This is a genomic window from Emticicia agri (genome assembly GCF_004168285.1).
Taxonomy (GTDB): domain Bacteria; phylum Bacteroidota; class Bacteroidia; order Cytophagales; family Spirosomataceae; genus Emticicia; species Emticicia agri.
In genome coordinates this window covers 1-25,560 of record NZ_SEWF01000068.1, presented here as the reverse complement: position 1 = coordinate 25,560, position 25,560 = coordinate 1, and the positions used below count along the sequence as shown (strand labels likewise).

19 protein-coding genes are annotated in these 25,560 nt (G+C 32.8%); 4 read left to right on the top strand and 15 right to left on the bottom strand.

Annotation, left to right across the window (positions count from 1 at the left end; genetic code table 11):
• On the top strand, nucleotides 1–454 hold a 454-nt coding region (locus EWM59_RS25065), incomplete at its 5' end, for an integrase core domain-containing protein (RefSeq protein ID WP_229239419.1).
• 130 nt (nucleotides 455–584) lie between these two features.
• Here the strand turns inward: EWM59_RS25065 and cas2 are convergent.
• From cas2 to cas6 (EWM59_RS25025), 8 genes are read right to left on the bottom strand one after another with little or no spacing between them, the layout of a single operon-like run.
• Entirely contained in the window at nucleotides 585–848 is a 264-nt protein-coding gene (gene cas2, locus EWM59_RS25060) for a CRISPR-associated endonuclease Cas2 (protein ID WP_130023980.1), read from the bottom strand.
• A 40-nt stretch (nucleotides 849–888) separates the two neighbouring features.
• On the bottom strand, nucleotides 889–1,893 hold the full coding sequence (gene cas1b / locus EWM59_RS25055; protein WP_130023979.1) for a type I-B CRISPR-associated endonuclease Cas1b: 1,005 nt from the start codon (nucleotides 1,891–1,893) through the stop codon (nucleotides 889–891).
• 9 nt (nucleotides 1,894–1,902) lie between these two features.
• Nucleotides 1,903–2,448, bottom strand: a complete 546-nt coding sequence (gene cas4 / locus EWM59_RS25050; protein WP_130023978.1) for a CRISPR-associated protein Cas4 — start codon at nucleotides 2,446–2,448, stop codon at nucleotides 1,903–1,905.
• Nucleotides 2,449–2,489: 41 nt separating this feature from the next.
• The gene (locus tag EWM59_RS25045; RefSeq protein ID WP_130023977.1) at nucleotides 2,490–3,545 is read right to left on the bottom strand and encodes a CRISPR-associated protein Cas7; all 1,056 of its coding nucleotides are present in this window, start codon (nucleotides 3,543–3,545) and stop codon (nucleotides 2,490–2,492) included.
• 19 nt (nucleotides 3,546–3,564) lie between these two features.
• On the bottom strand, nucleotides 3,565–4,881 hold the full coding sequence (locus EWM59_RS25040; protein WP_130023976.1) for a hypothetical protein: 1,317 nt from the start codon (nucleotides 4,879–4,881) through the stop codon (nucleotides 3,565–3,567).
• The gene (cas3, locus tag EWM59_RS25035; protein ID WP_130023975.1) at nucleotides 4,878–7,028 is read right to left on the bottom strand and encodes a CRISPR-associated helicase Cas3'; all 2,151 of its coding nucleotides are present in this window, start codon (nucleotides 7,026–7,028) and stop codon (nucleotides 4,878–4,880) included. The genes EWM59_RS25040 and cas3 overlap by 4 nt, the downstream gene beginning before the upstream one ends.
• Nucleotides 7,028–7,615: a hypothetical protein gene (locus EWM59_RS25030; protein WP_130023974.1), complete on the bottom strand. Its 588-nt coding sequence runs from the start codon at nucleotides 7,613–7,615 to the stop codon at nucleotides 7,028–7,030. The genes cas3 and EWM59_RS25030 overlap by 1 nt, the downstream gene beginning before the upstream one ends.
• A gap of 11 nt (nucleotides 7,616–7,626) precedes the next feature.
• On the bottom strand, nucleotides 7,627–8,286 hold the full coding sequence (gene cas6, locus EWM59_RS25025; protein ID WP_130023973.1) for a CRISPR-associated endoribonuclease Cas6: 660 nt from the start codon (nucleotides 8,284–8,286) through the stop codon (nucleotides 7,627–7,629).
• 183 nt (nucleotides 8,287–8,469) lie between these two features.
• Between cas6 (EWM59_RS25025) and EWM59_RS25020 the strand changes: the two genes are divergently transcribed.
• Nucleotides 8,470–8,988: an MPN domain-containing protein gene (locus tag EWM59_RS25020; protein ID WP_130023972.1), complete on the top strand. Its 519-nt coding sequence runs from the start codon at nucleotides 8,470–8,472 to the stop codon at nucleotides 8,986–8,988.
• 227 nt (nucleotides 8,989–9,215) lie between these two features.
• Here the strand turns inward: EWM59_RS25020 and EWM59_RS25010 are convergent, their stop codons facing one another.
• Nucleotides 9,216–10,142, bottom strand: a complete 927-nt coding sequence (locus EWM59_RS25010) for a helix-turn-helix transcriptional regulator (protein WP_130023970.1) — start codon at nucleotides 10,140–10,142, stop codon at nucleotides 9,216–9,218.
• 11 nt (nucleotides 10,143–10,153) lie between these two features.
• A complete protein-coding gene (cas6, locus tag EWM59_RS25005; RefSeq protein ID WP_130023969.1) occupies nucleotides 10,154–10,963 on the bottom strand; it encodes a CRISPR-associated endoribonuclease Cas6 in 810 nt (269 codons plus the stop codon).
• A 608-nt stretch (nucleotides 10,964–11,571) separates the two neighbouring features.
• Here cas6 (EWM59_RS25005) and EWM59_RS25000 point away from each other — a divergent pair.
• Nucleotides 11,572–12,456: an ArdC family protein gene (locus EWM59_RS25000; protein ID WP_130023968.1), complete on the top strand. Its 885-nt coding sequence runs from the start codon at nucleotides 11,572–11,574 to the stop codon at nucleotides 12,454–12,456.
• A 284-nt stretch (nucleotides 12,457–12,740) separates the two neighbouring features.
• On the opposite strand, the gene EWM59_RS24995 is transcribed toward EWM59_RS25000, so the two are convergent.
• Genes EWM59_RS24995 through EWM59_RS24975 form a run of 5 tightly spaced genes read right to left on the bottom strand, consistent with a single transcriptional unit; the run spans nucleotide 12,741 to nucleotide 23,975 of the window.
• On the bottom strand, nucleotides 12,741–13,856 hold the full coding sequence (locus EWM59_RS24995) for a DNA cytosine methyltransferase (RefSeq protein ID WP_130023967.1): 1,116 nt from the start codon (nucleotides 13,854–13,856) through the stop codon (nucleotides 12,741–12,743).
• Nucleotides 13,846–14,895: a PD-(D/E)XK nuclease family protein gene (locus EWM59_RS24990; RefSeq protein WP_165372295.1), complete on the bottom strand. Its 1,050-nt coding sequence runs from the start codon at nucleotides 14,893–14,895 to the stop codon at nucleotides 13,846–13,848. The genes EWM59_RS24995 and EWM59_RS24990 overlap by 11 nt, the downstream gene beginning before the upstream one ends.
• 41 nt (nucleotides 14,896–14,936) lie before the next feature.
• Nucleotides 14,937–18,524 carry a helicase-related protein gene (locus EWM59_RS24985; protein WP_130023965.1) on the bottom strand — a complete coding sequence of 1,196 codons (3,588 nt, stop codon included), beginning with the start codon at nucleotides 18,522–18,524 and terminating at the stop codon, nucleotides 14,937–14,939.
• A gap of 35 nt (nucleotides 18,525–18,559) precedes the next feature.
• Nucleotides 18,560–21,067, bottom strand: a complete 2,508-nt coding sequence (locus EWM59_RS24980; RefSeq protein WP_165372294.1) for a DEAD/DEAH box helicase — start codon at nucleotides 21,065–21,067, stop codon at nucleotides 18,560–18,562.
• Complete coding sequence (locus EWM59_RS24975; protein WP_130023963.1) at nucleotides 21,042–23,975, bottom strand: hypothetical protein; 2,934 nt, start codon at nucleotides 23,973–23,975, stop codon at nucleotides 21,042–21,044. The genes EWM59_RS24980 and EWM59_RS24975 overlap by 26 nt, the downstream gene beginning before the upstream one ends.
• A 517-nt stretch (nucleotides 23,976–24,492) precedes the next feature.
• Here EWM59_RS24975 and EWM59_RS24970 point away from each other — a divergent pair.
• On the top strand, nucleotides 24,493–25,560 hold a 1,068-nt coding region (locus EWM59_RS24970; RefSeq protein WP_130023962.1), incomplete at its 3' end, for an IS481 family transposase.

The window sequence follows — 25,560 nt, the reverse complement described above, 5'->3', positions numbered from 1 at the left end:
TTTAACTGATAGGGGTACAGAATATTGTGGTAATAGGGAGCAACACGAATATCAATTATATTTGGCTATAGAAGATATTGACCATACTAAAACTAAAGCCAAAAGTCCTCAAACTAATGGTATATGCGAGCGTTTCCATCGTACTATTCAGGATGAATTTTATGCGGTTGCCTTTCGTAAAAAACTGTATCATTCTTTATCAGAACTACAAAAAGACTTAGATTCGTGGCTGAATCATTATAATACTCAGAGAACTCATACTGGTAAATATTGCTATGGTAAAACACCAATGCAAACTTTTATGGATAGTTTACAGTTAGCTAAAGACAAGCTCTTGGAAGAGGTCTTTAAAATAAACATCTTAGAAGACAATAAAAAAATGACTGAAGTGCCAGTTCAGTCATCTAATCCAGAGTTTAACTGGAATGCTATTAATATGCTATCTGACAGTTAATTTTAGCACCCTTCTGTCAGATTAAGTCTTGTCTATTACAGATTATCAATGACTTATATGTTTATAATTCGTTTTTCAAGATGTCAAAGAACAAAATTTGATTCATTTTTTCACTACCGACGACACCCCCTCATAAAAAATTATCAGTTGTCATCCTTTCGACACCCACCACCTCTTTGTCTAACCACTTCTCATCCCGACTTTTAAAAATAATAATGCTGTCTGTTTCTTCATTCATTATTTTTCTTGATCCTGCCAGTAGCTCTTTCAGCTTTACTTCCGTAATCTCTCCCTCAAACACCGAATTCTGTATCCAGTTCAGATATTTCCGACAATGTTTGAGCATCTTGCCGACTCGCTTTTCACCAATGTCATAAACCAAAATTACATACATTCGCCTTAAAGTCAGTAGATAAATTAAAAATTATTCCATACTACCATAACATCTTGAATGGCTTATACTCCTCCATACCGAGCAAATGCTTCTGCAACTTATAACACTCTAATTTAATCAGGTGCTTGTAAGATACATTCCGGCTCAATTTCCGGTGTTTAAAAGTCTCTTTCAGTTTCTCTTCAAAGGCCTGAACAAATGTCTTTCTGGCTGACTCTTTCATCACACACGCATTCAACTCCTTTCTGAAATCGCTCGCTTTTAGCTGACGTTTATTCAATACCGTAAATATAATCCTGTCTATCAGTATAGGCTTAAAAATCTCGGCTATATCAAGTGCCAGAGAATAGCGCCGATACCCGGGTTCATGCAGAAAACTAATCGTAGGATTCAGCTGTGTATGATAAATCTGGCTTAAACAGGCCGTATAACACAGCATATTCCCAAACGAAATCAGCGTATTTATCTCGTTATTAGGCGGTTGTTTAGTTCGGCTGCCCATCTCGAAATCATTAATTATCAGGTCGAATCCGGCATAATATGCCTGACGGATATTTCCTTCAATCCCCATCAACTCGTCAATTCTGGTAGTACCGGCAATCAACGACTGATAATTCACAATCCGGTCGATATGCTCGCTCAGACCCCTGCCCCGATTGGTATAATACGTAAGGTTCTTCAACATATTAAAAGCCGCCCCCTCTACAAACTTCCGGGCGACAACCAGCCGCTTTTTATCAGAACTATAATACCGTGTTTGTTCAATCTGCATTTTTCCGGCCAGCAGATAATCCTTCGACATAAATGAACCCGTATAATGTTCATAATAATCGAAGAAATGTACCGATACATGGTTTTTGCCCAGAAAATTATACAGTGCCGAGTTCGCATCCAGACTCCCGAAACAATAGATATTGTCTACCGTTTCAATCGGTATATAGCGTGTCTGCCCCTCCCGATTGTTTTCGTCGACAGGCGTAAAACTCAGCGTATTGTCTTTGCGCGACATCCGCCCCGGATTAAACAAATAATACGTTTTTTTCATAACATTGTTTTATTCTTCACCTACCCAGCAAAACTCAAAAAAACTGCACGACCTGCATTGACTGACCGGAAGCCGCTCCGGACAACCCTCCTGTTGTAAAATACCATGTGCCCGCAAAATCTGGTTTTCCAACTGTTGCTGGTCGTCAGTAGTCAAGTCAACCCTTTCCGTTATACGTAACTTCGGATATTCTATCAAACCATACTCCGCCCTGATACCATTCAGCCGCAACACATACAGATAAAACTGCACTTGCGCTATATGCGCCTGCTCTTTGGCCGCCGACTTCTTCACCTCATGCACAATACCCAGATGAGGGTCAAAGAAATCAATCTTGGCAGCCAGTTCTACAGGATTGGCATTAGGGTGGGGGAGTGTACCGGAGACTTCAATTTCTGTCCACCGTTCCGCTCGTTGCGGATAACTCTCCAACCCGATAAGCCGACCCTCAGCCACAACCTCAGAAGTATGCTCCATCCTGATGCCATGCGCATGCAGCCAGACCTTCCGACGGCAAAGCATCAGGTAATTGATAAGTGTAGCGGTGATGGGCATAATGAAGAAAAAGGTAAGCTCTTAGAACTTACCTTCAATTATTACTTAACTTGATTTTCGTAGTCAAATTCAGAAAGGATTTTAATCAAATGCTCCTCTGCTTTTTCGAGGGCATCAAATGTCTCTCCTTTCGTTTGAATAAACCCTCCAGCCTGAAGTGTTATAAACGTATTAACACCTTTTAAAGACTCATCAATAACTGGATTTGCTTTTTCAGAATCTTCTTCTGACAATTTAGCTCTGATACTCCCTGCAATTAGGTTAGCATTATCACTTATAGAGAGTGCCAAAGTATCCATAAGGCTAAATGTTCTTGCCTGATTAGAGGTTATTTTCCAATTAATAATTGCCTTTGCTAAACCTTTAATCCATTCTTCCCGAAGATTTTTTGGAGCGACTAAACACTTTCCAAAGACATTTTCTGATTCAATCCAACCCTCATTTTTCAGTTTCTCAATAGTTGATTCTGACATCTCTGGCTCAAACGAGTTAATGGTAACAGAAAACAGACGTCTTAAATCAATTGCCATATCAGATACAAATAAACCAGTAGCACGTCTATTATCAGGAATCCATTTTCTACTAAGACTTCTATCTTTCCCCTCTAAGAATGAAATAATATCATCTTCACTTAATTGATTACCTTGTTCATCTCTAACGATTACCTGATTATTTGGCCTGTCACTTCTATCAAATGAAGCATTTTCAGAATAAGTTCCAGCCAATAATGGATGCAATGCTCTCATTGCTGAAATAGATAATGGACTTCTTCTCTTCAAAGTTCTGTCTTTTCCTCCTTTAGCAGCTTTCATCCATCCTCCAAAGAGTTGGTCGGCATAAGTAGGGTCGCATGTTGCATAAACTTCTCCTTCTTTTAATTCTTTCTGCTTGGTTACATCAAATAGAAAAGTAGTTGGGGAAGGTGTTTGATTTATTGCGTCACAAAGAGAGTCTACCAAGGAGCGTTTAATTTGTTGCCCACTTGAGAAAGGAATACGTCTGTTAAACTGTGAATCATAATAATATTTTTGACCATCTGATACGCAAAAAACAGTGTGTTCGGCTCTTTTTAAAGTTCTGATATAAATAGTTGTCATTGATGTATAATTTAAAGTTTTAAGATTTTTTTTCAACAAAAGCATAATCGAATTTTAGAAGAGTACAGAAATAACCAAATTCCTCATTAGTCATTAAATGTACCTCATCTTTTAAACTCTTTATTTTTTCTAAATCAGATGAATCTAAGTCTTTAATCATTACTGCAAGTGCATCAATAAAGCCTCGTTTAGTTTTTGAAGCAAAAAGCTCTTTATTGATAAGGGTAGGTCGTTCCATTCCCTTAGACCCGTTTCTATACCTCAAAATGGTCTCCGCCAATTCAAGCGTATAATCTGTGATTTCCTCTTTGTTTTTTGATAACATTGCAACAAGCCAGGTTTTATATACGTAGTAATTAAAATTGTCTTCTTCTTTTTTTAATGTGATGTTTTTATCCTCTCCCATGTATTTGGTAATACCCTCCGGTCTCAAAGCTAATAATCCAATGCTTCCAAGCTCACAAGCTCTTTTTATGTGCATACCAAAAAGTGCTTCAAAGCGTTTTTTATCAGTATTCAGTTCACCAAATAATTGACGATAGATATCAATTATTCTGGTACCGGATTTTAGATAAAAGGGTATAAAGCCAATTGTTTTATTGGTTTGTCCAAACCCGTAAACATATCCTGTTAATTCTCCCTGGGGATATAGTTGTGAAAGACTAAAAAACAGCTCTGACCAGTTTACAGTATTAACCTCTACCATTGTAGAACTTACATCAAAGATTTTTTGGTTAGTTAATTCGGTAAAGTCAAAATCTTCTCTGAATTCATCCGTATCCAATGAATATTTCAGCCACTGCCCATTCCAGGTATTTATCTGATTTCCCCGAAGCTTATCTAATCCATCATCTTCCAGGTATTTTCTATAAATCTTCCATCCTTCAAAAGTCTGTAATGTAATTGTCGCATCATCAAAAAGTATAGAAAAACCACCGGCAACACCCACCCCTAAACCACTACCAATCCATGATAAATAAATATCATCAGGGGTCGCTGGTATTAGTAAGTCACTTACCAAGCCGGAGGTACTTGCATATTCTTTTAATTCAGATGCAGGGAAACCAAGTGCAAAACTCGCGTCAGGTTCCGAATTCTCAGCCTTTTCAAATAGATTTTCAAGCTTTTCAATCCTTTCATCATAGGTCAGAAGTTCAGGTTTTTGACCTGTTTTCATCTGAACAAATGGAGAATTGGTTACCCATTGCATATATTTGGGATGATTATAAAATAGCTCAAAATAAACTTCCTCAAAAAACTCCTTTGGAGATTTATTTACTTGATATTTTATATTATAAGCCTCTAAAAATGTTTTTCCAACAACCGTTGTTATCATATAATTTGAAACTTAGGGTTAAAATTTTCTTCTTTTATTTCTTTTACAAACAGCCCTTTTTCTAAATCGTAAGCCTTATCAGGAATCAGGAATGGTTTATTACCGCACTCCAATTGATTCATTTTGCATACAGAAAAATATCTGACAGGTATTTCTAATTCAAGTCTTCTTTCAAAGTAAGAATTTTCGTATTCTTCCTGGTCAGATTCCCGGATACATGACACCGAATCAATTTCAAGTAACTTAAATAAAATAGACTTACTTCTGTGAGTCAGTTTGTCAATGCTAATTTTCCCATCAGATTTAAACACCGCATGTTCTTCAATCTGCAAAAAGTTAATTTCTGTGAATACCAGGTCTATTTTGCTTTGAAGTTCACGCTCTTTAAGAATTTCTCCATCATTCAATACATCGAAAGTTCTCTTCAGAATTTCAATATCATAAGGTTTAGCTTCCTTTGTAGTTTCAGGTGGAGCAATCACATAGACATTTTTAATAGGTCCACTATTTTCTGAAATTCTTTTCCTGTTTATTCTCCCAAACCGCTGAACAAGAGCATCTAAAGGAGCCACCTCAGTAATCATTATGTCAAAACTTATATCAAGACTAACCTCAACTATTTGGGTAGAAACTACAATACATGCCTCATTAGAAGTGTTAAACATCTCGATTGGGTCTCCATTGTAATCTAATCCTATCAAGTCTCGTTCCTTTTCATTCCTATCGCATCTTCTGAATCTGCTATGCAATAGAAGTTTATCAATAGTAGAGTAGGAGCCTTGAATAAAATCATACACTTGTTGCGCCTTATCAACGGTATTGAATACTAACAACACTTTCTCATTATTAGCTACTGCTTTTGAAATGATTGGGTTCGCATCTTCGAAAGAATTAATTTTAAATACCCGATGCCTGTTGAATTTATCTAATTCTTCATCTGAAAGACTGGTTTCGAGCACATCATCCCCTAATAATGTAAGTATTTTTTTATACAATATTGAAGGCATGGTTGCTGTTCCAATATGGATTCTGCAATCAATAGCCTTTAAAATTTCAATTAATTTTAATACTATGGCTTGCGAAATACCCGTATAGGTATGTATTTCATCAAGAATTATATCACATCCTCTTAAATCAAGAAGTAATGCCTCATACCCTTTCATTCCAAAAGCAATTGCTGCCAATTGATGAGGAGTAAGGATTTTAATTGAAGAGCCAAATAAAGATTGTAAGACACTCTCTTCTTCATCATGTTTTCTTTTTACTACGCTTGATGCTGCATGCAAAACTCTTATATCAAGTTCAGGATTAGTATCTTTCAGTGAATGAGCCACTCTTTTAAACATAGCATTGATAGATGCTTGAAAAGGTAAAGTATAAAATACTCTTCCTCTACATCGTTTAAAAAGATAATCAGTCTTACCTGCACCTGTACACGCAACAACTATCGTGTGTCTCTTTTCTGAATGAAAATTATTAAGTAGTGATAGAGGATATAAAGCACTTGTTCTGTTAAAAAAAGAAAGTTCAGGTTCTTTAAAGGCTTTTTCGAGATGCTTTTCTGTATCATGAATAACAGCGGAAGCAAAATGGTCGGCACCCATTAATACACCTCTCCATTCAGAAAAACCTCTTTCTTTTGTCTTTTTTTTACAATAACTAATTACATATTCTATATTTTTAAGTGCTTGTTCTTTAGAAATGTAGGATGCAGCGATTTCTAAACTATTTAATAACTCAATAGCTTTAGGGCTCCATTCTTCCCATTTACCTAAGTGATGGTCTAAATAATCATACCCTTTTTCTAAATCAAGTAAACCTTTTTCGCCCACATCGTTTTTTACAGATTTATGATGCCCAACAATCATTTCAATTAAAGCATCGTGTTCCTCCTCTGGAAATATAGATAAAAATAACAATGAACTAATTTCATGTCTGAATGTTTTACTTTTTTTTCCCTTGCTCAATAATCGTTCTTGAAATGCTGGGTGAGCTTTACCTATGTCATGTAAAATAGCTCCTCTGTAAGCCAAATCTTCATTTATCTTTAAGTGTTTGGCAAAAGCTTTTGCTGCCAGTGCAACATGTTTTAGATGGTCTTCTAAAGAAGTCCACTCAGGACCCGATTTAGCATATAGCTTTTCCATTAGAATTGTTTTACAGGTGTTCCTACTATTTTTAACCAACCATACATTGGTTCATTTGTAAAACGATGATACCCCACAATAAAAGACTTTTCATTTCTTTCAAAGATTAACTCGTAGCCAGAAAAACGCTCTGTATCTTCATCGAATTCAACACTATCAGATTCTTCTAATTGAATAGGAAGTAGTATATCTTCATTTCTACAAAGACATATATGTTGTGTTAAGGCAATTTCTGCATCTTCTTTAGTAGCAAAAGCAAGATGTAATACAGGTTCCAGCAACACTCCTCTTAATAAGATGGCTTTAGGTCTGTCGAAAAGAATTTGTTTTCCTTGCCTCGTTGAATTCCAACCTCTTGTCTGAATTACCTCTTGTTGCGAACTTACCTGAGTATAAGAAAGTCGATGGCCTCTTATCTTATTTATACCTGTTGTTGACAGCAATTCCGGAAACAACTTCTTCTCTATTCCCTCCACAATAGATGGTGTTAAAAATTGCTGAGAGAAAGTTTCGCTATCTCTTACCGCAGTCCAGGGCTTTATAAATCCGAATTGTCCACTATATTTTACTACATAATATTTTTCCATAACCTTAATTTTTAGATTAATGAGCCAAAACCAATGCCTGTTGAATTGCCAACACCTACATTCCAGGCAAAAGCAAGTTGCTCTGGTGTACCTTGAATAATAATTGGACATATTGTTCCCTTATTCTGGATTCCTTTATAAGTAGTTCCTTTTACTAAAATGTTCTGATAGTTTTCGTCGAAACTCACTTTTACTCCTTTATGATTAATGTTTGCCTTTTTTAATTTATTAATTAATGTCTCAGTTAAAAGTAGATTAGCTTTGTCGTCAGATGGGTAATAAAATTTGCTATTGCCTTCAACAGTTCTCTTTATAAATACAGGGCTTCCGACCTGAAACCTATTTTCTTCCATAAATTGTGGCTCTTTTTGTAAGCTTAGCGATGTAATTCCCATCCCATACTCAAAGTGGTTATCCTGTTGTATACTTTTTATGATTTGCTTTATCAAATCAACATCAAAGCAACTAATAAAATACTGAGCTCCCTGCCTAAAATCGAGCCCCCTGTTATCAATAGCTTTTCCGCCTTTTAACCACGAAAAAGAATATAGTGATAAAGAATCATGGATATCATTTTTACCAAGCCAGTAATGTAATTTACTTACCTGCACCTCTTGATAGTTAAAGGGGACTATCACTTTATTTCTTGAAAGGTTTAAAATTAAACGCATATTGCCATATAGGGGTTATATTGTAATTGAATCTTTATAGAAAAAAATTTTATGCAAGTAATAGATAATATATCAAAAAAACAAATTACTTTTGCGCGCTTCCCAGGAATTGAAACTATAGAGGTTTATTGTAATTGAAAACAATTTAATCGCACCTGGGAAGTTTATTTTAAATATGATGATATGGACGACCTACATTATCCTCTCCCTCAAGACGATGCTAAAACCATCGAGCTAGCTATTCAGAAAATCAGGTATGACGTTACAGAAAATCTTTATATATTTAAAAATGGTAAACAAAAAAGGCGTTTTAAAGGTGATGTAAATTTTGTTTCTCTCTCAAACAAATATGCTTTTGAACTAAAAGATGGTACACTTGTCCACAATCATCCAAGTGGCTCTTCTTTTTCGCCTCAGGATATTCAAATTGCTATTCAGCATAATGTAAAAGACTTTTATTTAGTTACTCCTAATTATTTGTTTTATATAAAAAGACCAACAAAAGGTTGGAATATAGATTTTAACAGTGAGCTTATTGAAGAGCAATTAAACGCATTGCAAACCTTAGCACTCCAACTCATTGAAAATGAGATTGTAAAAAATCAAATGTCCATTTATGAAAAGGAAATAGAATTCTTTCATTATCTTTGGATATTATTTTTCGATGTACATGAAATTTACTATCAAAAAAGAGAAATCTGATTCTTCAATTGTATTTGATGATAGCTGTTTCGACAATATCAAAGGAGAACCTCTATCTGTTAAGCGTAGCCAAGAAATTGAAAATTTAATCATGCCTAAGTTGTTATCTGAATTAGAAAACTTAAAAAAGACTAATCCTTTGTTTCAAAAAAAAGTTAAAAAGTAAATTATTTAACAAATATTAGATGGTACATAGGGCAATATTCTCCCTACCTCTAAAAAATTTCCTAAAATTTTATCTCCCCACTCTTCTTCCTAATATGTTCAATCAATGATTCCGGCTCCACAATCGCCTCAATGTGCGCATAGTATCCCATTATAAAGTTTGTGATTCCCAAAAACTCATCATTGACTTTACAAGCAAAATCATACAGGTCTTCTTGTTCGGCACAAGGTTGTATATACGCCTGAGCTAACGGGAAGCGTTCAATCAATTCATTCAGGGCACCCGTCTTTAGTTTCAGATGCACAAACACCTGTTGGTCGCTTACAATCCTGAATGGGTCAGTGGCAGCCGAATAATGTTTGGTCTCGTATTTCCAATATACATCCAGTACCTTTATTTTCTCAATTCTCGAAATCCTGAAATGTCGTATCACCTGTTTATCCAGGTCAAAAGCATGAAGAATATCGTCTTTGGTACTAACATTAAAAGGTTCTACTAATCGGTCACTTACTTTGCTACTCATCGTTGAACGATAGTTAACTAATTGCACTACCCGTTTTTGTTTTTTAGCCTGTTCAAGCAGATTAGCCTTAGTAAGAAAAGTCTTTGAAAACAAACTACTCCCCAATTTTGATACATCATAGATAGTTTCGAGCTTGGCTCTGATTTTCTCCAGACGTTTATCTGTTGCATTGGCTTTGGTTAGGGCTTCAAACAAAAACTCTTTTTCTGATTCAGTGAAAAACAACACCTCTTCAAGATACTCCATTGATTTATTAGAGGCGATATAATACCTATGTGTATTAGTATCAGATTTTACTGTAAAATCGGCATTCCGCAATTCTTTAATATCGTTTTTAATAGAATCCGAGCTTACTCCATATTTGGCAGCCAACTCCTTCAGTGTATAATGGTACGGTTGTTCCAGTAAATTTCTTAGAACACTCAAAAGCCTGTTTTTAGGGCTATTATCATGAAAAACGTTCATTAGCCTGTTATTTATAGTATTTCACAAAACCCCATGCCCGCCGACGAAGTAAACTTCCCAAATCCCCCATAAAAACCCACTTCTATTACCTGTGCAGGCGCATTCAGTTCAAAAACAAAGTTTTCATAGCCCTTTATTTTGGTTTCATCGTCCCGGTCTTGTTTGATGGCAATCAATTTCGACCGCATCCTATCGGCTTCAATCAATTTAAAGCCGATGAGTTTTTCAAGGCTGGCAGTATCCATTTGCATCCCTTTACCATAAACAGACTCATATTTGTCGAGCAGATTAATGGCAAAATAGAGGGAAAATCTGGGGTCAGTAGGGAGGAGGTAGTCGTCGTTGCCATCGGGGCGTTTCTCGGCAATCACCATAGGTGAGGTGGCTCTGTATCGCTTTGGGAGAGCATCCCCAAGAGGTATTGCCAACGACTCAACAGACTCTATCACAAAATCTGCCTGATATTTTTTATTATAAATATTGATGCGCTGATTTTTGAAAAGCCCGATAATAAAATCCTCAGCAGCTTTATCAATAAAGAAAGAAACGGTAATGAATATAGGTCGGTCAGAAAGCAGAATAAAATCCTCACCCTTTTCAATTGGCTTAGCTTTGTGCGGAATGTCGAATTTGGAAAAAGTAAAATGCTTAAAATTCTTAGCCGAATTCTCCAGCTGATAGCCTTGTTGGTGCAGAAAGGCAGCGTAATCAGCATCAGATTCCTGAATACGGGCATATACCCAACTCGAAAACGGATAATAATAGTTGAGTGTGAGTTTTTGTCGGGTGGTTTGGGGTTTTAAGGTTAATCTGAATCTCATCAGCAGGTTGTTTTTGCGTTCAATTTAGATGTATTTTAAAAATAGAATCAAAATTTGATAAAAAATTTATTTTATGGTAGCTAAATATAGTGTAATTTAAGTTAGTTTATATTTTATATTATTTGAGTGTACAGCTTCATACTTTGAATTCATAGTATTTCGAGCGTTTTCAATTGAAAATTGCCAACTACTTCTGGATGTTTTTGCTATGTTTTTTTAAGAGCATTTAAATATTTTAGGCAGATTCGGCGAGAGAGCCTAAAGGATTTAGAAAGATTATTACGAAGTCAAGTATAAAGTATAATCTATTTTAGATTTTCATTGTGATTCCATGCTCCACCTCCTCTCCCAAATAAAAAACTGCAAAACATGCGAACAGCATCTGGCGAGTGAAGTAAACCCTGTAGTAGAAGCAAGTACAAACAGTAAAATTGTAATAGTAGTTCAGGCACCAGGCAGAATCGTGGAAAAAAGAAATCAAGGAATTGAAAGCTAAGAAAGGGTACTGACATTTTGCAAGTATTGCAAATTTCCCCCTCTACTCCAACATAGGTAGTAGTCATAGAATTGGTTTAAAGATTTCTTTAAACAATTTAATAATTACTTCTATGCAAAAGAGCAACCCCCTTACACCAAACGATGTTTATACTCGTGTAACGAATCGAATTATTGAACTCTTAGAACAAGGTGTAATTCCCTGGCGAAAACCGTGGCAGCCGAATGGCATGCCTAAAAATCTTATCTCTAAGCGTCCCTATACAGGAATCAACGCCATGCTTCTTAATTCTTTAGATTTTACCTCCAACTACTTTCTTACATGGAACCAACTTCAAGATATAGGTGGTAAGGTAAAGAAAGGAGAAAAAGGTGCTTTAATTATCTTCCAAACGAAAGTTGAAAAAGAGGTAGCAAAAAATGGAGATGTTGAGATTCAACGCTGGCCGATAGTGAAATACTATACCGTATTCAATGTTAGTCAGTGTGTTAACATTCCTGACAAATTCAAGGAGGTAATCCATGAACCTGTTGAAAATATTAATTTATCATGCGAGCAGATAATTTATGGAATGCCTCGCCGTCCCAATATCTATTACCAAGGATACCAAGCCTATTATTCCCCCAAGATGGATTGTATTGTCATGCCGAAACTTGACTACTTTGATTCTGTAACTTCATTTTTTAATGTACTCTTTCATGAACTAATCCATTCTACGGGGGCGATTCACCGACTTGCCCGTAAAAGTCTCTGTGAAAATACGCATTTTGGCTCTGAATTGTATTCTTTTGAAGAACTGGTAGCTGAAATTGGGAGTTGCTATTTAATGTCAATCGCAGGTTTGGGAATATGTGACATAGCTAATAGTGCTGCATATATTCAAGAATGGCTTGGGTTGCTACAAAATGATAATAGATTTATTATAAAAGCAGCTTCTCAGGCACAGAAGGCAGTTGAGTATATTCTCAATGTAAAACCAAAAGAGGATAAATATTAATAAAAGAAGTCCTAAAAATTAATTTAGGACTTCTTCTGAGTAAAAACTCTATAAAGATCGAATAAAGTATTTTACTGATTCATTACAGTATATGAAATTAAAGATTGTACAACTAAATGGTGATGACTAAAACGACTTTTAGGTTTGTAATTATACTAAATTTTTCTTTATCCATTTACCAATTTTGTGGTGGCCACTATTTAGTCTTAAAAAAAGGACTCATTTATATATGGGATTAATTGATTGGGCTTACGAACCTAAAAAAGGTGGTGCGCTGGGTTTTATTACAACTTATTCTTTGCTAAGAATTGCATAAGAGAATCTGCAACGGATTTAGCTAAAGGAACAGGTACACCATTACCAATCATTTTAAATTTTTTGGATAAAGGAATATCTTTTGGAAGAACGTATGTTTCAGGAGCCCCTTGAATTCTTAAAGCCTCTCTAACTGATATTCTTCTGTTTTCGTAAGGGTGCATATGAACCTCATTGTTGCCATAGCATGTTGTAGGACTATATCTAAACCTATGTAAACGTTTAAATGAAGGTCTATTTGTTTCACCTTCCCTAATCTTAAGCAATTTCTCTTTATCAGTTTTAAATGGAAAATACTCATTAGCATTAGGTATTGAATTAATTTCTTGGTTTGATACTAAGCAAGACTCTACGCATAATTCTATAGGCAAATCTTTAGGTTTCATTAACTTTTCACCAAAATCATTAATCTTTGGCCAAAAATATTTTTTTAAGGCATTATTATATTTATGATTGATTGGCCAGTCAAACCATTTAATAGGTAAGTCCATTTTAATATCTAAACACTCCTTCCTTATCCCTACAAAAAATACTCTTTCTCTCGATTGTGGTACTCCATAATTTAAAGCATTTAAGACTTTATAGTCAACTATATAATGCTTCTCTATTTTTTCAATTAATGTTTTGACATATTCTTTGTGTGCCTCACCGCTTATCAAACCTGTTACATTTTCCATCACAAAAAAAGTTGGTTTTAACTCCAAAATTTTATCAAAAAATAAAATAGTAAGTTTACCTCTTTCTCCATTAAATCCTTTAAGTTTACCATTAATACTAAAGTCCTGACAAGGAGGCCCTCCAATTATTCCAAAGGTTAGAGGTTTACCATTAGGAAAAGCTTCTGATAAAATTTCGCTAGAAGATATTTCAACAATTGATTTTGTATTGAATATTTCTGCTTTCACCCCATTCCCTTGAGATTTTCTCCATGAAGTGATACCTGAAGCGTGCAACTCAGCAAACGTTTTATCATACTCATTACTCCAAACGATTTCAAAGCCGGCCATTTCAAAACCCATATCCATAAATCCACCACCAGAATAGAAAGAAAGAATAGGAAACCCATTAATTATGTTATGATTCATAAACTACTGTGAAGTTGTTAGCAGTTGCGTTAAGTGTCTGCTTTGCTTTTTTTAAATTATAAAGTGTTATATTTTTCCCAATTAATGAATTAAGTGTCCCTTTCAACAAAATTGATAGACCATTAATTAAAATGCGTTTATCTCCCATATATAATTGTATTCCTATAGTTTCGTTATTGAACGGAGTTATATTTATTAAAATCCCTGATAAATCATTAACATATTCGAAGTTATTTATTAACCAGGTAGAATAATAATTACAAGCTGGTCGATAAAGACAATATTTACAGTTTTGCGCTGAAGGCTCTGCAATCTTGTCAAAATCTTCATTTATAATCGCTAGATTTACTTTTGCCAGAAATTCTAAGACTTCTGAATAAATTTCTTTACATTCATATTCTTTAAATTTTACTTCAATAAAATCATTTGATAGCGTTACAATAAATAATGCCTGTGGATATTTACTATTCATTAAATAATATAAATGGGCATATAATTTCAATTGCATTTCATATTCTTTTTTTACAACCAGTTCTGTCTCTTTATTTTCCTCAACTGAGTTAGAGTAAACTTTTCCTGATTTGAAGTCCAAAATTATTACTCCTAAATCATTTTCAATTATTAAATCCGCAACGCCAATAATGGTTTTATTTTGATTTTCTAGCCTTTTTTCCGTGTAATATGTATTTGAAGATTTATCTTTTAAATATTTAGTGGAAGCTGTTCTTTTATGCATTATAGCCTTAACTTGATTTTTCTTCAATGCAAAATCATTAACAAAATACTTAATTGGTACAATACTCTCTAATCCTTTTTCTCTAAGTTCTGTTTCTTTTGAATTGATTAAACTATTCCAATTTATTGAAAAAGTTTTTTCATCAACTACTACATTTTTTGATATTAATTCTATCATTTTATGAATAATTGAACCAAAATAAGCATTAGCGTTAAGAGGTAATAAAGGATTGAACTTGAAAGCATTTGCTAGAATCAACTTATAAGGGCAATATAATGCTAAATAGTACTGACTTGGAGCCATACTACTTAATGTTTTAATGGTAAAATTTCCGACTCTTTTTATCATTTATTTATAACCTTTTCATAACACCAGCCTACCCTTCTTTGCAGGTTAAATGTATCTAAACATTCAAAATCATCTTCAATATTTCCTCCTTTAATTCTTATATATTCGTGAGCTTCGCTAATTGCATTTGTGTACCATGCATCTTCTTCTGGGTTCTCTAGCTTCCAAAATGGGTGCACAATTAAAATGATTTTTCTTCTTCCACCTCTTTTTGCACCATGTTTAATTGCTGGAATGCCACCAAATTCGATTATATAATCCTCTTTTATGGAGTTTTCTTTTACAAAAAAACTCTCTATAAATTGATCTCTTAAAACATTAGCAAAATTTCTCCATTCTTTTATTTCGATTTCTTCAAATTTTCCATCGGCCCCTGATTTATAGTTTTTTTCTTTGAATATCCTCAAAATTCCTATCCCTAAACGCCAATCAAGTAAGCTATGCCAATTCATATTTCTATATACCTTTAAGCAGTCGTAACAAGCATCTTTACATTTTAATTGATGTTCTAAAGCATAAATTCTTTCAATATAACTACCAATTGTTTTTGGCTCTAGTGCTTCATTAAGAATTTTATCAAAGTCTTCATAAAGTTTTCTTACAAAACCAGACCCATTTGGTAATTCATCTGTAAGAATAATTTCTGCAACATACTTTTTTATTATATTATTAATTTCTTTTCTTGTAATATCAGCAATTTCAATTTCCGTAGGGTCTACATCAAGCTTATCTGCTAAAATTCTTTGAAGTAAAAAAGCAGCAGAATAGAATCCAGCCCTTACTCCTATATTTTGCCTTTCGTAGTAATTAGGATTTTTCTTAATAATAAATGTATCTAGATTAATTTCTGGAGAAATAGAAGTTGGATATATTTTCAGAATTTCGGTTTTTTTATTAATTGCAATAGCAAAAGGATTTTCCTCTATTCCATTTAAAAAATCAATTTTATAACCGTTTTCTTCTTTACATATAAAACCATTATTGTTTCTAGCGGGTACCAAAGTTTTTAGTATCCACTGATTCTTAAGATATATCGTTTTCTGTGTTATAGGATTAAAATTCTTTAAATCATAATAGCTGCCCTCATACAACTTATCTCCATTTGTATTAACTCTCCATGTTACGTCTTTATCAGAAATAATTAGTTTACAGTTTTCTATTGTTTGTTCGTCTTTATTAGAATCATCATCCGTTGAACGGTCTGCATAAATTGGAGGGCGATTTGTTACAAAGTCCGCTTCATCCCTATTATCTGTACCTAATAGGAAATCGCTTCTATATGCTTTAGGAGATTTAATAATAAACTTGCTGTAGGTCTCATCATTATTACCGCAAATACACCACAGACCTTCTGGTTCAGAATTTATATCATATGATTTACTATAACCGCATTTTTTACACCTTTCCATCCATCGATTGAGATAAAAAGGAGAATCTCCAGTTAGCCCATCAGTTTTATTAATTAACGTCTCTCTTCCTTTTGAATCTGCTCCTTTAATAATTTCTGATGAAAACCCTATTGATTGATAAATTGCTTTATCTTTTGTTTTTTGAGCACCTGGCGCAAATTCATAAATTGCTAATGCTTGCGCTCTATCAATTTTTAATGTTTCATTGTTTGGCGCAGTTCCATGATAAAGATATTTTATATCTGTCGGCATCCCAAACATTGGCAAAACCCCACCTTCAGCAAATTTTTGAGAAATATCATCAGTTGCAATTTCACTGTTCAGAATTATACTTTCAAGCTTAGATGTAAATCCTTTTCCAGTAGTAGTATCATTAAAATAGTTGTAGAAATGTTCTTTATTAGCACTTAATTGCGAAGGGGTTATGTAATTAATAATATCAATTACAGATTTATTATTTTTATCTATCCACTCTATTATTTTCAATTTATACATCTCCCAATTCTGAATTTTGCCAAAAACTCCATGAATACTAGACTTATCTTCATCAAAGTTCTCGTTCACGTTAATAGTCAGATAGGCTTGCCTTAAAATCTCTTTAGAGATTAATCTTAGACAAATCCTTTCCTGTTTCATTGTTAGAAATGGCGTAGGTGGAATGTCTCCTGTAATCTTTTGAGGATTTGAAAAGTAATACTCATCATGGCTTCTACCTCTACAAAATGTAAGTATAATAGAGTATGCTTGTCCTCTTCTACCGGCACGTCCTACTCGTTGTTGATAATTAAATCTTTGCGGTGGCATATTAGCTAACATAACTGCTTGTAGCGCTCCTATATCAACTCCAACTTCTAAAGTAGTTGTTACACTCAGTAAATCTATTTGTTTCACTAGTGGGTTACCTTCTGTTTTCAAAACAACATTCCTAAAATGCCTTTGTCTTTGAAACTGGTTATCAGTCTGTCCTGTAAGTTCTTCACAATGTATTCTTATAGGCTCTCTGCTTTGTATCATTGCAGAATGTGACAAATAATTTTTCTCCCAAATTTTACTACACGTAGTTTTATTTGTTAAATCAAGAAATGTTTTTGTTTGTGTACATACTCCACCTGAAAAATGTAAATGTGCTCTTCTAGTTTTGCTACTTAACCAAACATCATCTGTAGAAATAGCAGCCTTAATGTAAAGGTTTTCAAATTGTAAAAATGTGTGTTCATTAAATAGGTCTTGCTCTTTAAGCAGCTTGAAAATATTATTTCCAATTATGTTTGAATCTAAATTATACCTTTCTTCAATCTTTTTAAGATATTCCTTAACTAATTTGGGAAAATCTGAATATGAAGTAATATCCCAATGATTTGTCTCTGAGTAATCATCCTCATCCAACTGATTATGTTTAAATTTGTCCCCAAGAATTCTTATTGTAGAGTTTACTACATCTAAAAAATCAGAAACTTTCAAGCCTGAGGAACTCGCATATATAGAAATGGAAGGAATTTCAGGATTTATAGTTAAATAGCCTAAGGCAGAACTTTCAAAAGAATAAAATAAAGAAGCAAAAAACATATTTGCCATTTTCCTTAAAGTGCCTTTCTTAATTTCTCTAATAAATCCATCATCAATCCCTTCAATCCATTGTTGTGGGTTTTCAAATTCAATTAATTTATACCAAGGAATCTTACCATCAGGAGTAGTTTGTAATTTAATATCATTACCACCAGGATTAATTCCCAAATCTACAAGCCTTTTTATTAAAGGAGCTAAATCAAGACTTTTGGTATAATCGATAAGGTCGCTAATCTTTATTATTCTTGTCTCAATCTCTTTAATTTTTTTTAATGCGAGATTTCTTTTACTTATTGCTCCTGCAGTTGGCCTTGTTTGAATGGAATCTTCCCAAATATCCCAAATATCATTGAAAATCTCATTCTTTTTAAATTTCAGCTCTTCTTTTAACTCTAAATTATTAGTCTTAAATGCATTAATAATTTGTAATTTAATAAGTAGACTATTATTCAATTCTTGAATCAATAACTCTCTTAATAAGTCAGAAAAATGATTCCTTTCAATTCCATTAGCAACTTGTGCAGAATCTTCTCTACTATCGGAAAACACAACCAATTTTCTTTCATCTTGTTTGTTTGGCAATTGATACATCAGCTCTTTTGCAAACATTTGGCTTGACTTGGCAAAACCTGTTCTAAAACCTCTTATTGGAGATATTCTATTTTTTTTGTTATCTGGCTATGCTTGCTATGGTTTACTCCACAGTTGGGACATACACATGGAGTTGCTTTGTGTGTGTCCGTTAGAGAAGGATTGAATGCAATATCAAGCAATGGGTTATTTTTTTCCTCAGAAATTTTAAAGTAGTACCCTTTAAGCCAATTTTTAGGCTCATCAATTGCTTTTTGATAAGTCTCTTTTATATCACCTGAGTATACATTAATGGATGCTTTTACCCATTTAGCAATATAATCTTTTTGAAATATTGTATTATTTATAGTAGCCTGACGCCAATATCCACTAGGTTTTTCATGAGGTTCATACTCTTGTTTGCCTTGTGGCCAAAAGATTGCATACTCCTGATAATTTCTTCTTTCTAAAAGCTTATGAGGTGTTTTTTCTGGAATACCTTCTATATTTGGACTTAAAGGTAATAGTTCAAAGAAATCACTTTCTGTATCTGATGATTTTAATCTACTACCCCCAAATAAAGTTGTTCCACAATTATCACAATATAATAGTTCTAAAACTCTAAATCCTTGTTCTGATTTTATTTGCGCTTGTGTATATAATTTTCCTACTGTTCTTTCTTCATCTTTATAGTTTTCATCAATATCATCTGGGTTTAGAGAACCCCATAAACCTTCTATATTACGAAAGAAATAATGGAACCTAAATCTAGGTAGTTTTGAAAAGCTATTTTCTATCTCAATTTTTTGGAACTCTTTAAGGTCATACATTGAACGCAAAATAAGTAAACCACTCAATGCCTGACGTATGTCTGATTTTGATGTACTTGTTATAAATATTTTTTCACAAAAAATATCATTATCGGCATTGTCTCCAAATGCTCTTAGTGAACAAACAGCTCTTTCTCGACCTTCAATAATACAGGCATTATATAGTCGTTCTCTTAATTCTAATTTTTTATTAAGTAATACTTTTAAAATTAGGTTTTTGGGGTCAGATTCTATCAGGTCAATTTCAGCAAATGTCTTTAACTCATTTGCTGAAATTAAGCATTGACGAGAAAATTCCTCATTATAAATATCCTTATTATTTTTATAGAATATTTCAGAGATTGCCTTGAAGGGTTCAACTGGTAACTTAGGCAATTCAATTGATAGATTTTTGACTAGATTATTTTCTCCTTTTATTATTTTAAATGACTCACTTGCGTTTTCTACACCAAAAAAATCTTGTATAAAATCAATACTTTTCAAATCATCTCCGTCAAGGGAGGCAGAAGAAGCTAATATTCTTAGTTGAGGGTGATTTGGGTGTAATCCTAGTCTATTTAAAACTAATTTTAATAAATATGCTACTTCTGTTCCTTGAGTTCCTCTATATAAGTGTAACTCATCTATGATTAAATGGAAGACTCTATTTTCCTTTTCTTTTAATTTTTCTTCTAAAGAAAGAGCTATTGAAAACTCATCATCACAATTAAGCCAAGCTTTAGTTTTATCAAATATATTACTATCTACTTCCCTCATTTGCATAATACTAAGCATAGAGTAGTTTGTTATCAATATATCCGGTGGCGCAATTTGCATATCAAAACGTGAACGCATCTCCGCACCATCTAATCTTGGATAGAATGCTATTAAATTTTCAGCCTCTTCTGCACTTTTATTATATTCTTCTATGTATTGTATAATATCATTCGAAGATTTTTCAAGCTCAGTTAATTCTTTCCTCAATTGCTCTATTTTATATTTATTTATTACTTTATCCCCATCTTTATTAAAAGAGAATAATTCACCAGAAGTAGGAGTATTTCCTGTATATCTTCCAAAATATATTGAATTATTATTTCCCTCTGTTTTCAACCACTCTCTTACTTTATTGGAATCAAGAGCTTTTCTTAGTCTGGTAAGCTGGTCTTCAACTAGAGCATTCATAGGATATAAAATAAGCGCTCTTACTCCTTGCGGTCTACCATCATTAGGTCTCTGTTGAACTTTTGAATTTAACTGAAAAGAATTTGCATTTACAATATCTTTATTATTTAATAATTCATTCCTCCACCAATAATCTTTATTTGTTCCATTAGATTTACTCCATTTTGAAAGTTCCTTTGATAGCTGTGCAAATAGAGGCAACAGAAAAGACTCTGTTTTTCCAGAGCCGGTACCCGATGTAATAATACAATGTTTTTTATTCATTGCCTCCCTTAGCATCTCCGTTTGATGTGCATACATTGGGAAAGAGTCAGAAAATAACCCCGTTTTTACTAGAGTCTTAAAAGTATTCAACTCTTGTTGTGTCATGTTAGGTACATCACTTTCTGAAAGATTAGAAATTGTCAAACCACTAGATTTATAATCAGGCAATGGTTCTATCCAAGGTTCTCTATATAAAACTTTATCAGTGTTAAGTTTATCAAGTCTTTCTGAATTAACTGAGGTAAATTTTGTATCAAACGCAGTTTCTACATAGCGAATATAATTGTCCTTAATTGTATCAAAAGCTGTAATTGGGTCTCTCATCTTTATCAATCTTTTTAAATTGAATTTTTTGTTTAAACTTATTAAATAAATTTTCTGCAAATAACTTGGGTACATTTTGATAGAATTGATAAGTAAAATAATTACCCTCAATTAACATCTTTTTATAAATAGGAGCCTGCCCACTTAGTAGAATTATTGATTTCGCAATAAGTTGAGGAAGTTGAATATCTTTTGGAATAGCTAATTCTTGAGTATCTAAATAGTAATAAATTACTCTTTTACCTTTTTCTGATAATAACAAAAACCTACCCCAATTTCTATCAACCTCGTAGGATAGATTATTTAGCCAAAAGATATAAATATATTTATATTGAATATAATACTCTTGCAAAGAAAGATTTTTGTCTATTAAATCATTAATCTTTAAAAATTTTAAATGATTAGTATCAAATGTTTTTCTGGCCCACTCATAATCTGGCTTCTCAATAAGTTTATTATTCAATATATATTGTTTATAGCTATTGATGTTTTCACTAAAGTCTTGTAATCCAAATTGTATTATTTGTGGTTGTAAATAGGGTTTTTCATTAAGTCTAAAATCAATATTTAAAATATTCGCTATTTTTTGTAATTTCATCCATGCCTCAGTACTATTTTTACAATTTGCGGGAGTAAGACGAATTAGATCTGGCAAATAATATATTTCTACTTTTCTAGGTTGCGGAATTACCTCTAAATTTATTCTATATTCATTGCAAATATTTTGCAAATTATCTATCAAAAATTTAGAACGTCCTCCAATAAGAATTGCCTTTAATGAGGAAATTGAAGGAATTATTACAAATTGAGGTTTATTGATTATTATATTATTTCGAGAGTAGTGATAATTTAAAAATCCTAAACTATCATAAAAATTAATTAACGTTTGTTTTATATACTTAGGATTTTGCTGAAACTCTGATAATGTCCAAATTTTTGTATTATATTCAATTGTATCAATAATATCTGAAAACTCTTGAAAAGTACAATTCTTTTTAAGGCTCAGGATTTTTAAAATTAGATTCCCCTTTTCTTCAATATAATTGGAATAATTAATATTAAAATCTGAGGAAATATAGTCATTTGAAAAGAAGTCATTTTTGCTATTGGCTTGCATTTGCCAATCGTTATAAATAGTATTAATTCCTATAACAAAGTCTTTCTCCTGTTCATTACAAATTTCTCCAAGCTTATTTTTCTTATCAAGATTTTCGGCTACAATATCTAATGGGTCGAATTCACTATTATTAATTTGATAAGGCAATTCTGAATTATCTAAATCTTCATTCTCTGTTTTTATAAAGAAGTCTTCGTTATAAATTACATTTTCTGGAATAATGAACTCTTCTGGGATAGATTCACTTTTCTTTAAATAAATAATAGACCTACTTTCTTTAAATTCTAAAAATACTTTTTCATTTCCATTTGACCCTCCTATATAAACTCTAGGCAAAAAGTTATTTAAGTATCTTCTATTACCATTTTTAATTCCACCAAGAATTTCTACCCTCTTTTTTATTGGCAATCTTAGAAGCTCCTCTGTTGGATGAGATTGTTTTGGATTTTTAAATCGATAAAGAAGAAAATTCGTTGGGATTCCATCATAATCTATTAAATTAAAATCTCCCTTGATAAAACTTTTACCCCAATCTTCGATACTCTGTTGTTTATAATGAGGGCATAATATATACATAGTTGTTAGCAGGCTTATTTTATCAGTCTCTATAAAATCATCTGCTGATAGACCAAAATATAAGCCAGAAGAGTACAATAAAATATCATTTTGAGTATTACTTACTCTCCACTTATTTAATTGGTCAACTAGGTTTAGATTCTTACTAAATTTTATATTAATCGGTTTAGAATATCCATTCCCCATATTCTCTATTCTGTATTCACCAAAACTTAAATCTTCAGGAAAATCGTTTTGTGAGTAGACATAATAAAAATGTTTGAATGTTTCGTCTCCTTTATTTAATCTAAAGGCTGATAATAGAGTAGCATATACCCAACCTGATTTATATGTGGTCCCCTTTTCATTATCTCCATATTCTATTACATCCCCTTTCCAATTATTATATTCCCTCTTTACAATATCTACAATTATTTTACCTAAAGAATTATTCTCTTCATTTATGATTACACAGACTCTTTTACTAAATTTTGCCTGTTCTACGCCATAATTGATAATTATTCTTTGAAATTGTTTTTCAGAAATAATTGAGTTGGGTGCTATACCGGCTTCCCAGAATATTTTTGGGATATCTCTGATATTTTTAGGAGTTAATAAACATTGAGAAAATATTTTATTAACATATATCCAATTTTGATTCCCAAATCGAGCTTCTTCAAAGTACCCTAAATCTGTCTTATAATATTCTTTACTCCATATTTCTAAATCTTTCCAAACCCAATCAATTTCTTCTATTGTTGTCAGATTATCACTGTTTGTGATTTTATTTTCCTTCAAAAAATTTCTAACTGGTGGAAAAAATGAGTTTGGTCTAAATATATCTACGTTATCAGTTAATGGAATTATTAAGGTGATTAAATATCCAAGATAAAATGGATACACTATTTTTATATTTGGACTATATATTGAAACTTTGTCTATAAATAAGTCGCTGTTGTTATTTAATTCAAAAACTACTCTTTTGTATTTTAGCCATTTGTCAGAAACTTTTAAAAACTTTTGAATAAAATTATTAGCAGAGTAAGTTTCAGGAAATCCACCTTTAATTGCTTGGCAAAAATCTCCCCAACTCTCGGCTTCTGTTTTAAACCCAAAGTTCGACATCCCTAAATCAGCAATTTCTTTTCTAGTTATATAAAGCAAGACTTCTTTGCCAGCATTTGAAGAATTAAAAAAAAACTCTCCAATTATATGATTCCATTGAAGGTATTTCAAGGTTGAATAGGTTTTAATAAAAAATCAGTATTTGACTTTATATATGGCTAAATTTATGGTGGAGTTAGCAATAACTGTATTAGTCACAATCCAGTTATTTCACAGTTAAGTCGTTATATTTACTGGAAAACCCAAGTAGGTTTTATCCGGAATAAAGTGTTGTAGATTTTAAGAACTATTATATCAAAATAATGGCTTTGTTTCTATGAGATTAACATCAAATCTCAAAACTATTTCATTTATAACTTATTTCAAAGAAAGTGTATAATTTAATCAAGCAAACAGCTGTTAACAGATACTTAATTAAAAATATTTGTAAATTGTTTTTAGGGTATTACTTATTGAATCCTATTTTAGTAAAAGAGCTTATGATTGAGTTAATTTAAATAATCTCAATATTTACAAACAATTAGTCATCTAAACTTATAAAATTAAGATTTATAATTACATGAAATAGTCATGATTTAATCTGACAGTTACGATTTATTTAGTAACTTAAAATTAAAGATTAAATCAAATGACAACACAGGCAAAAATCATCAAGAACAAGTTAGGAGTATTAGAACTTGCCAATGTTTTAGGCAATGTCTCAAAGGCTTGCAAGGTAATGGGTTATAGTCGAGATAGTTTCTATCGCTTCAAGGAACTCTATGAACAAGGTGGTGAATTAGCACTTCAAGAAATTAGTCGCAGAAAACCCATAGAGAAAAATCGGGTAGATACGTTAGTAGAAGAAGCCGTTGTCAAGATGGCATTGGACTTACCAGCTTATGGACAGCTAAGAGTATCAAATGAGCTAAAGAAACAAGGTATAGTTGTCTCTCCTGGTGGAGTACGTTCAATCTGGTTAAGACATGATTTAGCTACCTTTAAGAAACGTTTAAAAGCATTGGAAGCGAAGGTTAATCAGGAAGGAATTATCCTTACAGATGAGCAAATAACAGCCTTAGAAAGAGCCAAAGCTGAGAAACAGGCTCATGGAGAAATAGAGACACATCATCCGGGTTATTTAGGAGCACAGGATACGTATTACGTAGGTAATATTAAGGGAGTAGGCCATATTTATCAACAGACTTTTATAGATACTTATTCAAAGGTAGCTTTTGTTAAACTCTATGACCGGAAAAACGCTTTAGTAGCCGCTGATATGCTCAATGATAAGGTTATTCCTTTTCATGAGCAAAATCAGATTCGTCTACTAAGAGTTTTAACTGATAGGGGTACAGAATATTGTGGTAATAGGGAGCAACACGAATATCAATTATATTTGGCTATAGAAGATATTGACCATACTAAAACTAAGGCCAAAAGTCCTCAAACTAATGGTATATGCGAGCGTTTCCATCGTACTATTCAGGATGAATTTTATGCGGTTGCCTTTCGTAAAAAACTGTATCATTCTTTATCAGAACTACAAAAAGACTTAGATTCGTGGCTGAATCATTATAATACTCAGAGAACTCATACTGGTAAATATTGCTATGGTAAAACACCAATGCAAACTTTTATGGATAGTTTACAGTTAGCTAAAGACAAGCTCTTGGAAGAGGTCTTTAAAATAAACATCTTAGAAGACAATAAAAAA

Excerpts from the sequence above, each read along its gene's own strand:
- cas2 (WP_130023980.1), bottom strand. The coding sequence starts at position 848 with ATGTATGTAATTTTGGTTTATGACATTGGTGAAAAGCGAGTCGGCAAG.
- cas1b (WP_130023979.1), bottom strand. The coding sequence starts at position 1,893 with ATGAAAAAAACGTATTATTTGTTTAATCCGGGGCGGATGTCGCGCAAA.
- cas4 (WP_130023978.1), bottom strand. The coding sequence starts at position 2,448 with ATGCCCATCACCGCTACACTTATCAATTACCTGATGCTTTGCCGTCGG.
- EWM59_RS25045 (WP_130023977.1), bottom strand. The coding sequence starts at position 3,545 with ATGACAACTATTTATATCAGAACTTTAAAAAGAGCCGAACACACTGTT.
- EWM59_RS25040 (WP_130023976.1), bottom strand. The coding sequence starts at position 4,881 with ATGATAACAACGGTTGTTGGAAAAACATTTTTAGAGGCTTATAATATA.
- cas3 (WP_130023975.1), bottom strand. The coding sequence starts at position 7,028 with ATGGAAAAGCTATATGCTAAATCGGGTCCTGAGTGGACTTCTTTAGAA.
- EWM59_RS25030 (WP_130023974.1), bottom strand. The coding sequence starts at position 7,615 with ATGGAAAAATATTATGTAGTAAAATATAGTGGACAATTCGGATTTATA.
- cas6 (WP_130023973.1), bottom strand. The coding sequence starts at position 8,286 with ATGCGTTTAATTTTAAACCTTTCAAGAAATAAAGTGATAGTCCCCTTT.
- EWM59_RS25020 (WP_130023972.1), top strand. The coding sequence starts at position 8,470 with ATGGACGACCTACATTATCCTCTCCCTCAAGACGATGCTAAAACCATC.
- EWM59_RS25010 (WP_130023970.1), bottom strand. The coding sequence starts at position 10,142 with ATGAACGTTTTTCATGATAATAGCCCTAAAAACAGGCTTTTGAGTGTT.
- cas6 (WP_130023969.1), bottom strand. The coding sequence starts at position 10,963 with ATGAGATTCAGATTAACCTTAAAACCCCAAACCACCCGACAAAAACTC.
- EWM59_RS25000 (WP_130023968.1), top strand. The coding sequence starts at position 11,572 with ATGCAAAAGAGCAACCCCCTTACACCAAACGATGTTTATACTCGTGTA.
- EWM59_RS24995 (WP_130023967.1), bottom strand. The coding sequence starts at position 13,856 with ATGAATCATAACATAATTAATGGGTTTCCTATTCTTTCTTTCTATTCT.
- EWM59_RS24990 (WP_165372295.1), bottom strand. The coding sequence starts at position 14,895 with ATGGCTCCAAGTCAGTACTATTTAGCATTATATTGCCCTTATAAGTTG.
- EWM59_RS24985 (WP_130023965.1), bottom strand. The coding sequence starts at position 18,524 with ATGTTTGCAAAAGAGCTGATGTATCAATTGCCAAACAAACAAGATGAA.
- EWM59_RS24980 (WP_165372294.1), bottom strand. The coding sequence starts at position 21,067 with ATGAGAGACCCAATTACAGCTTTTGATACAATTAAGGACAATTATATT.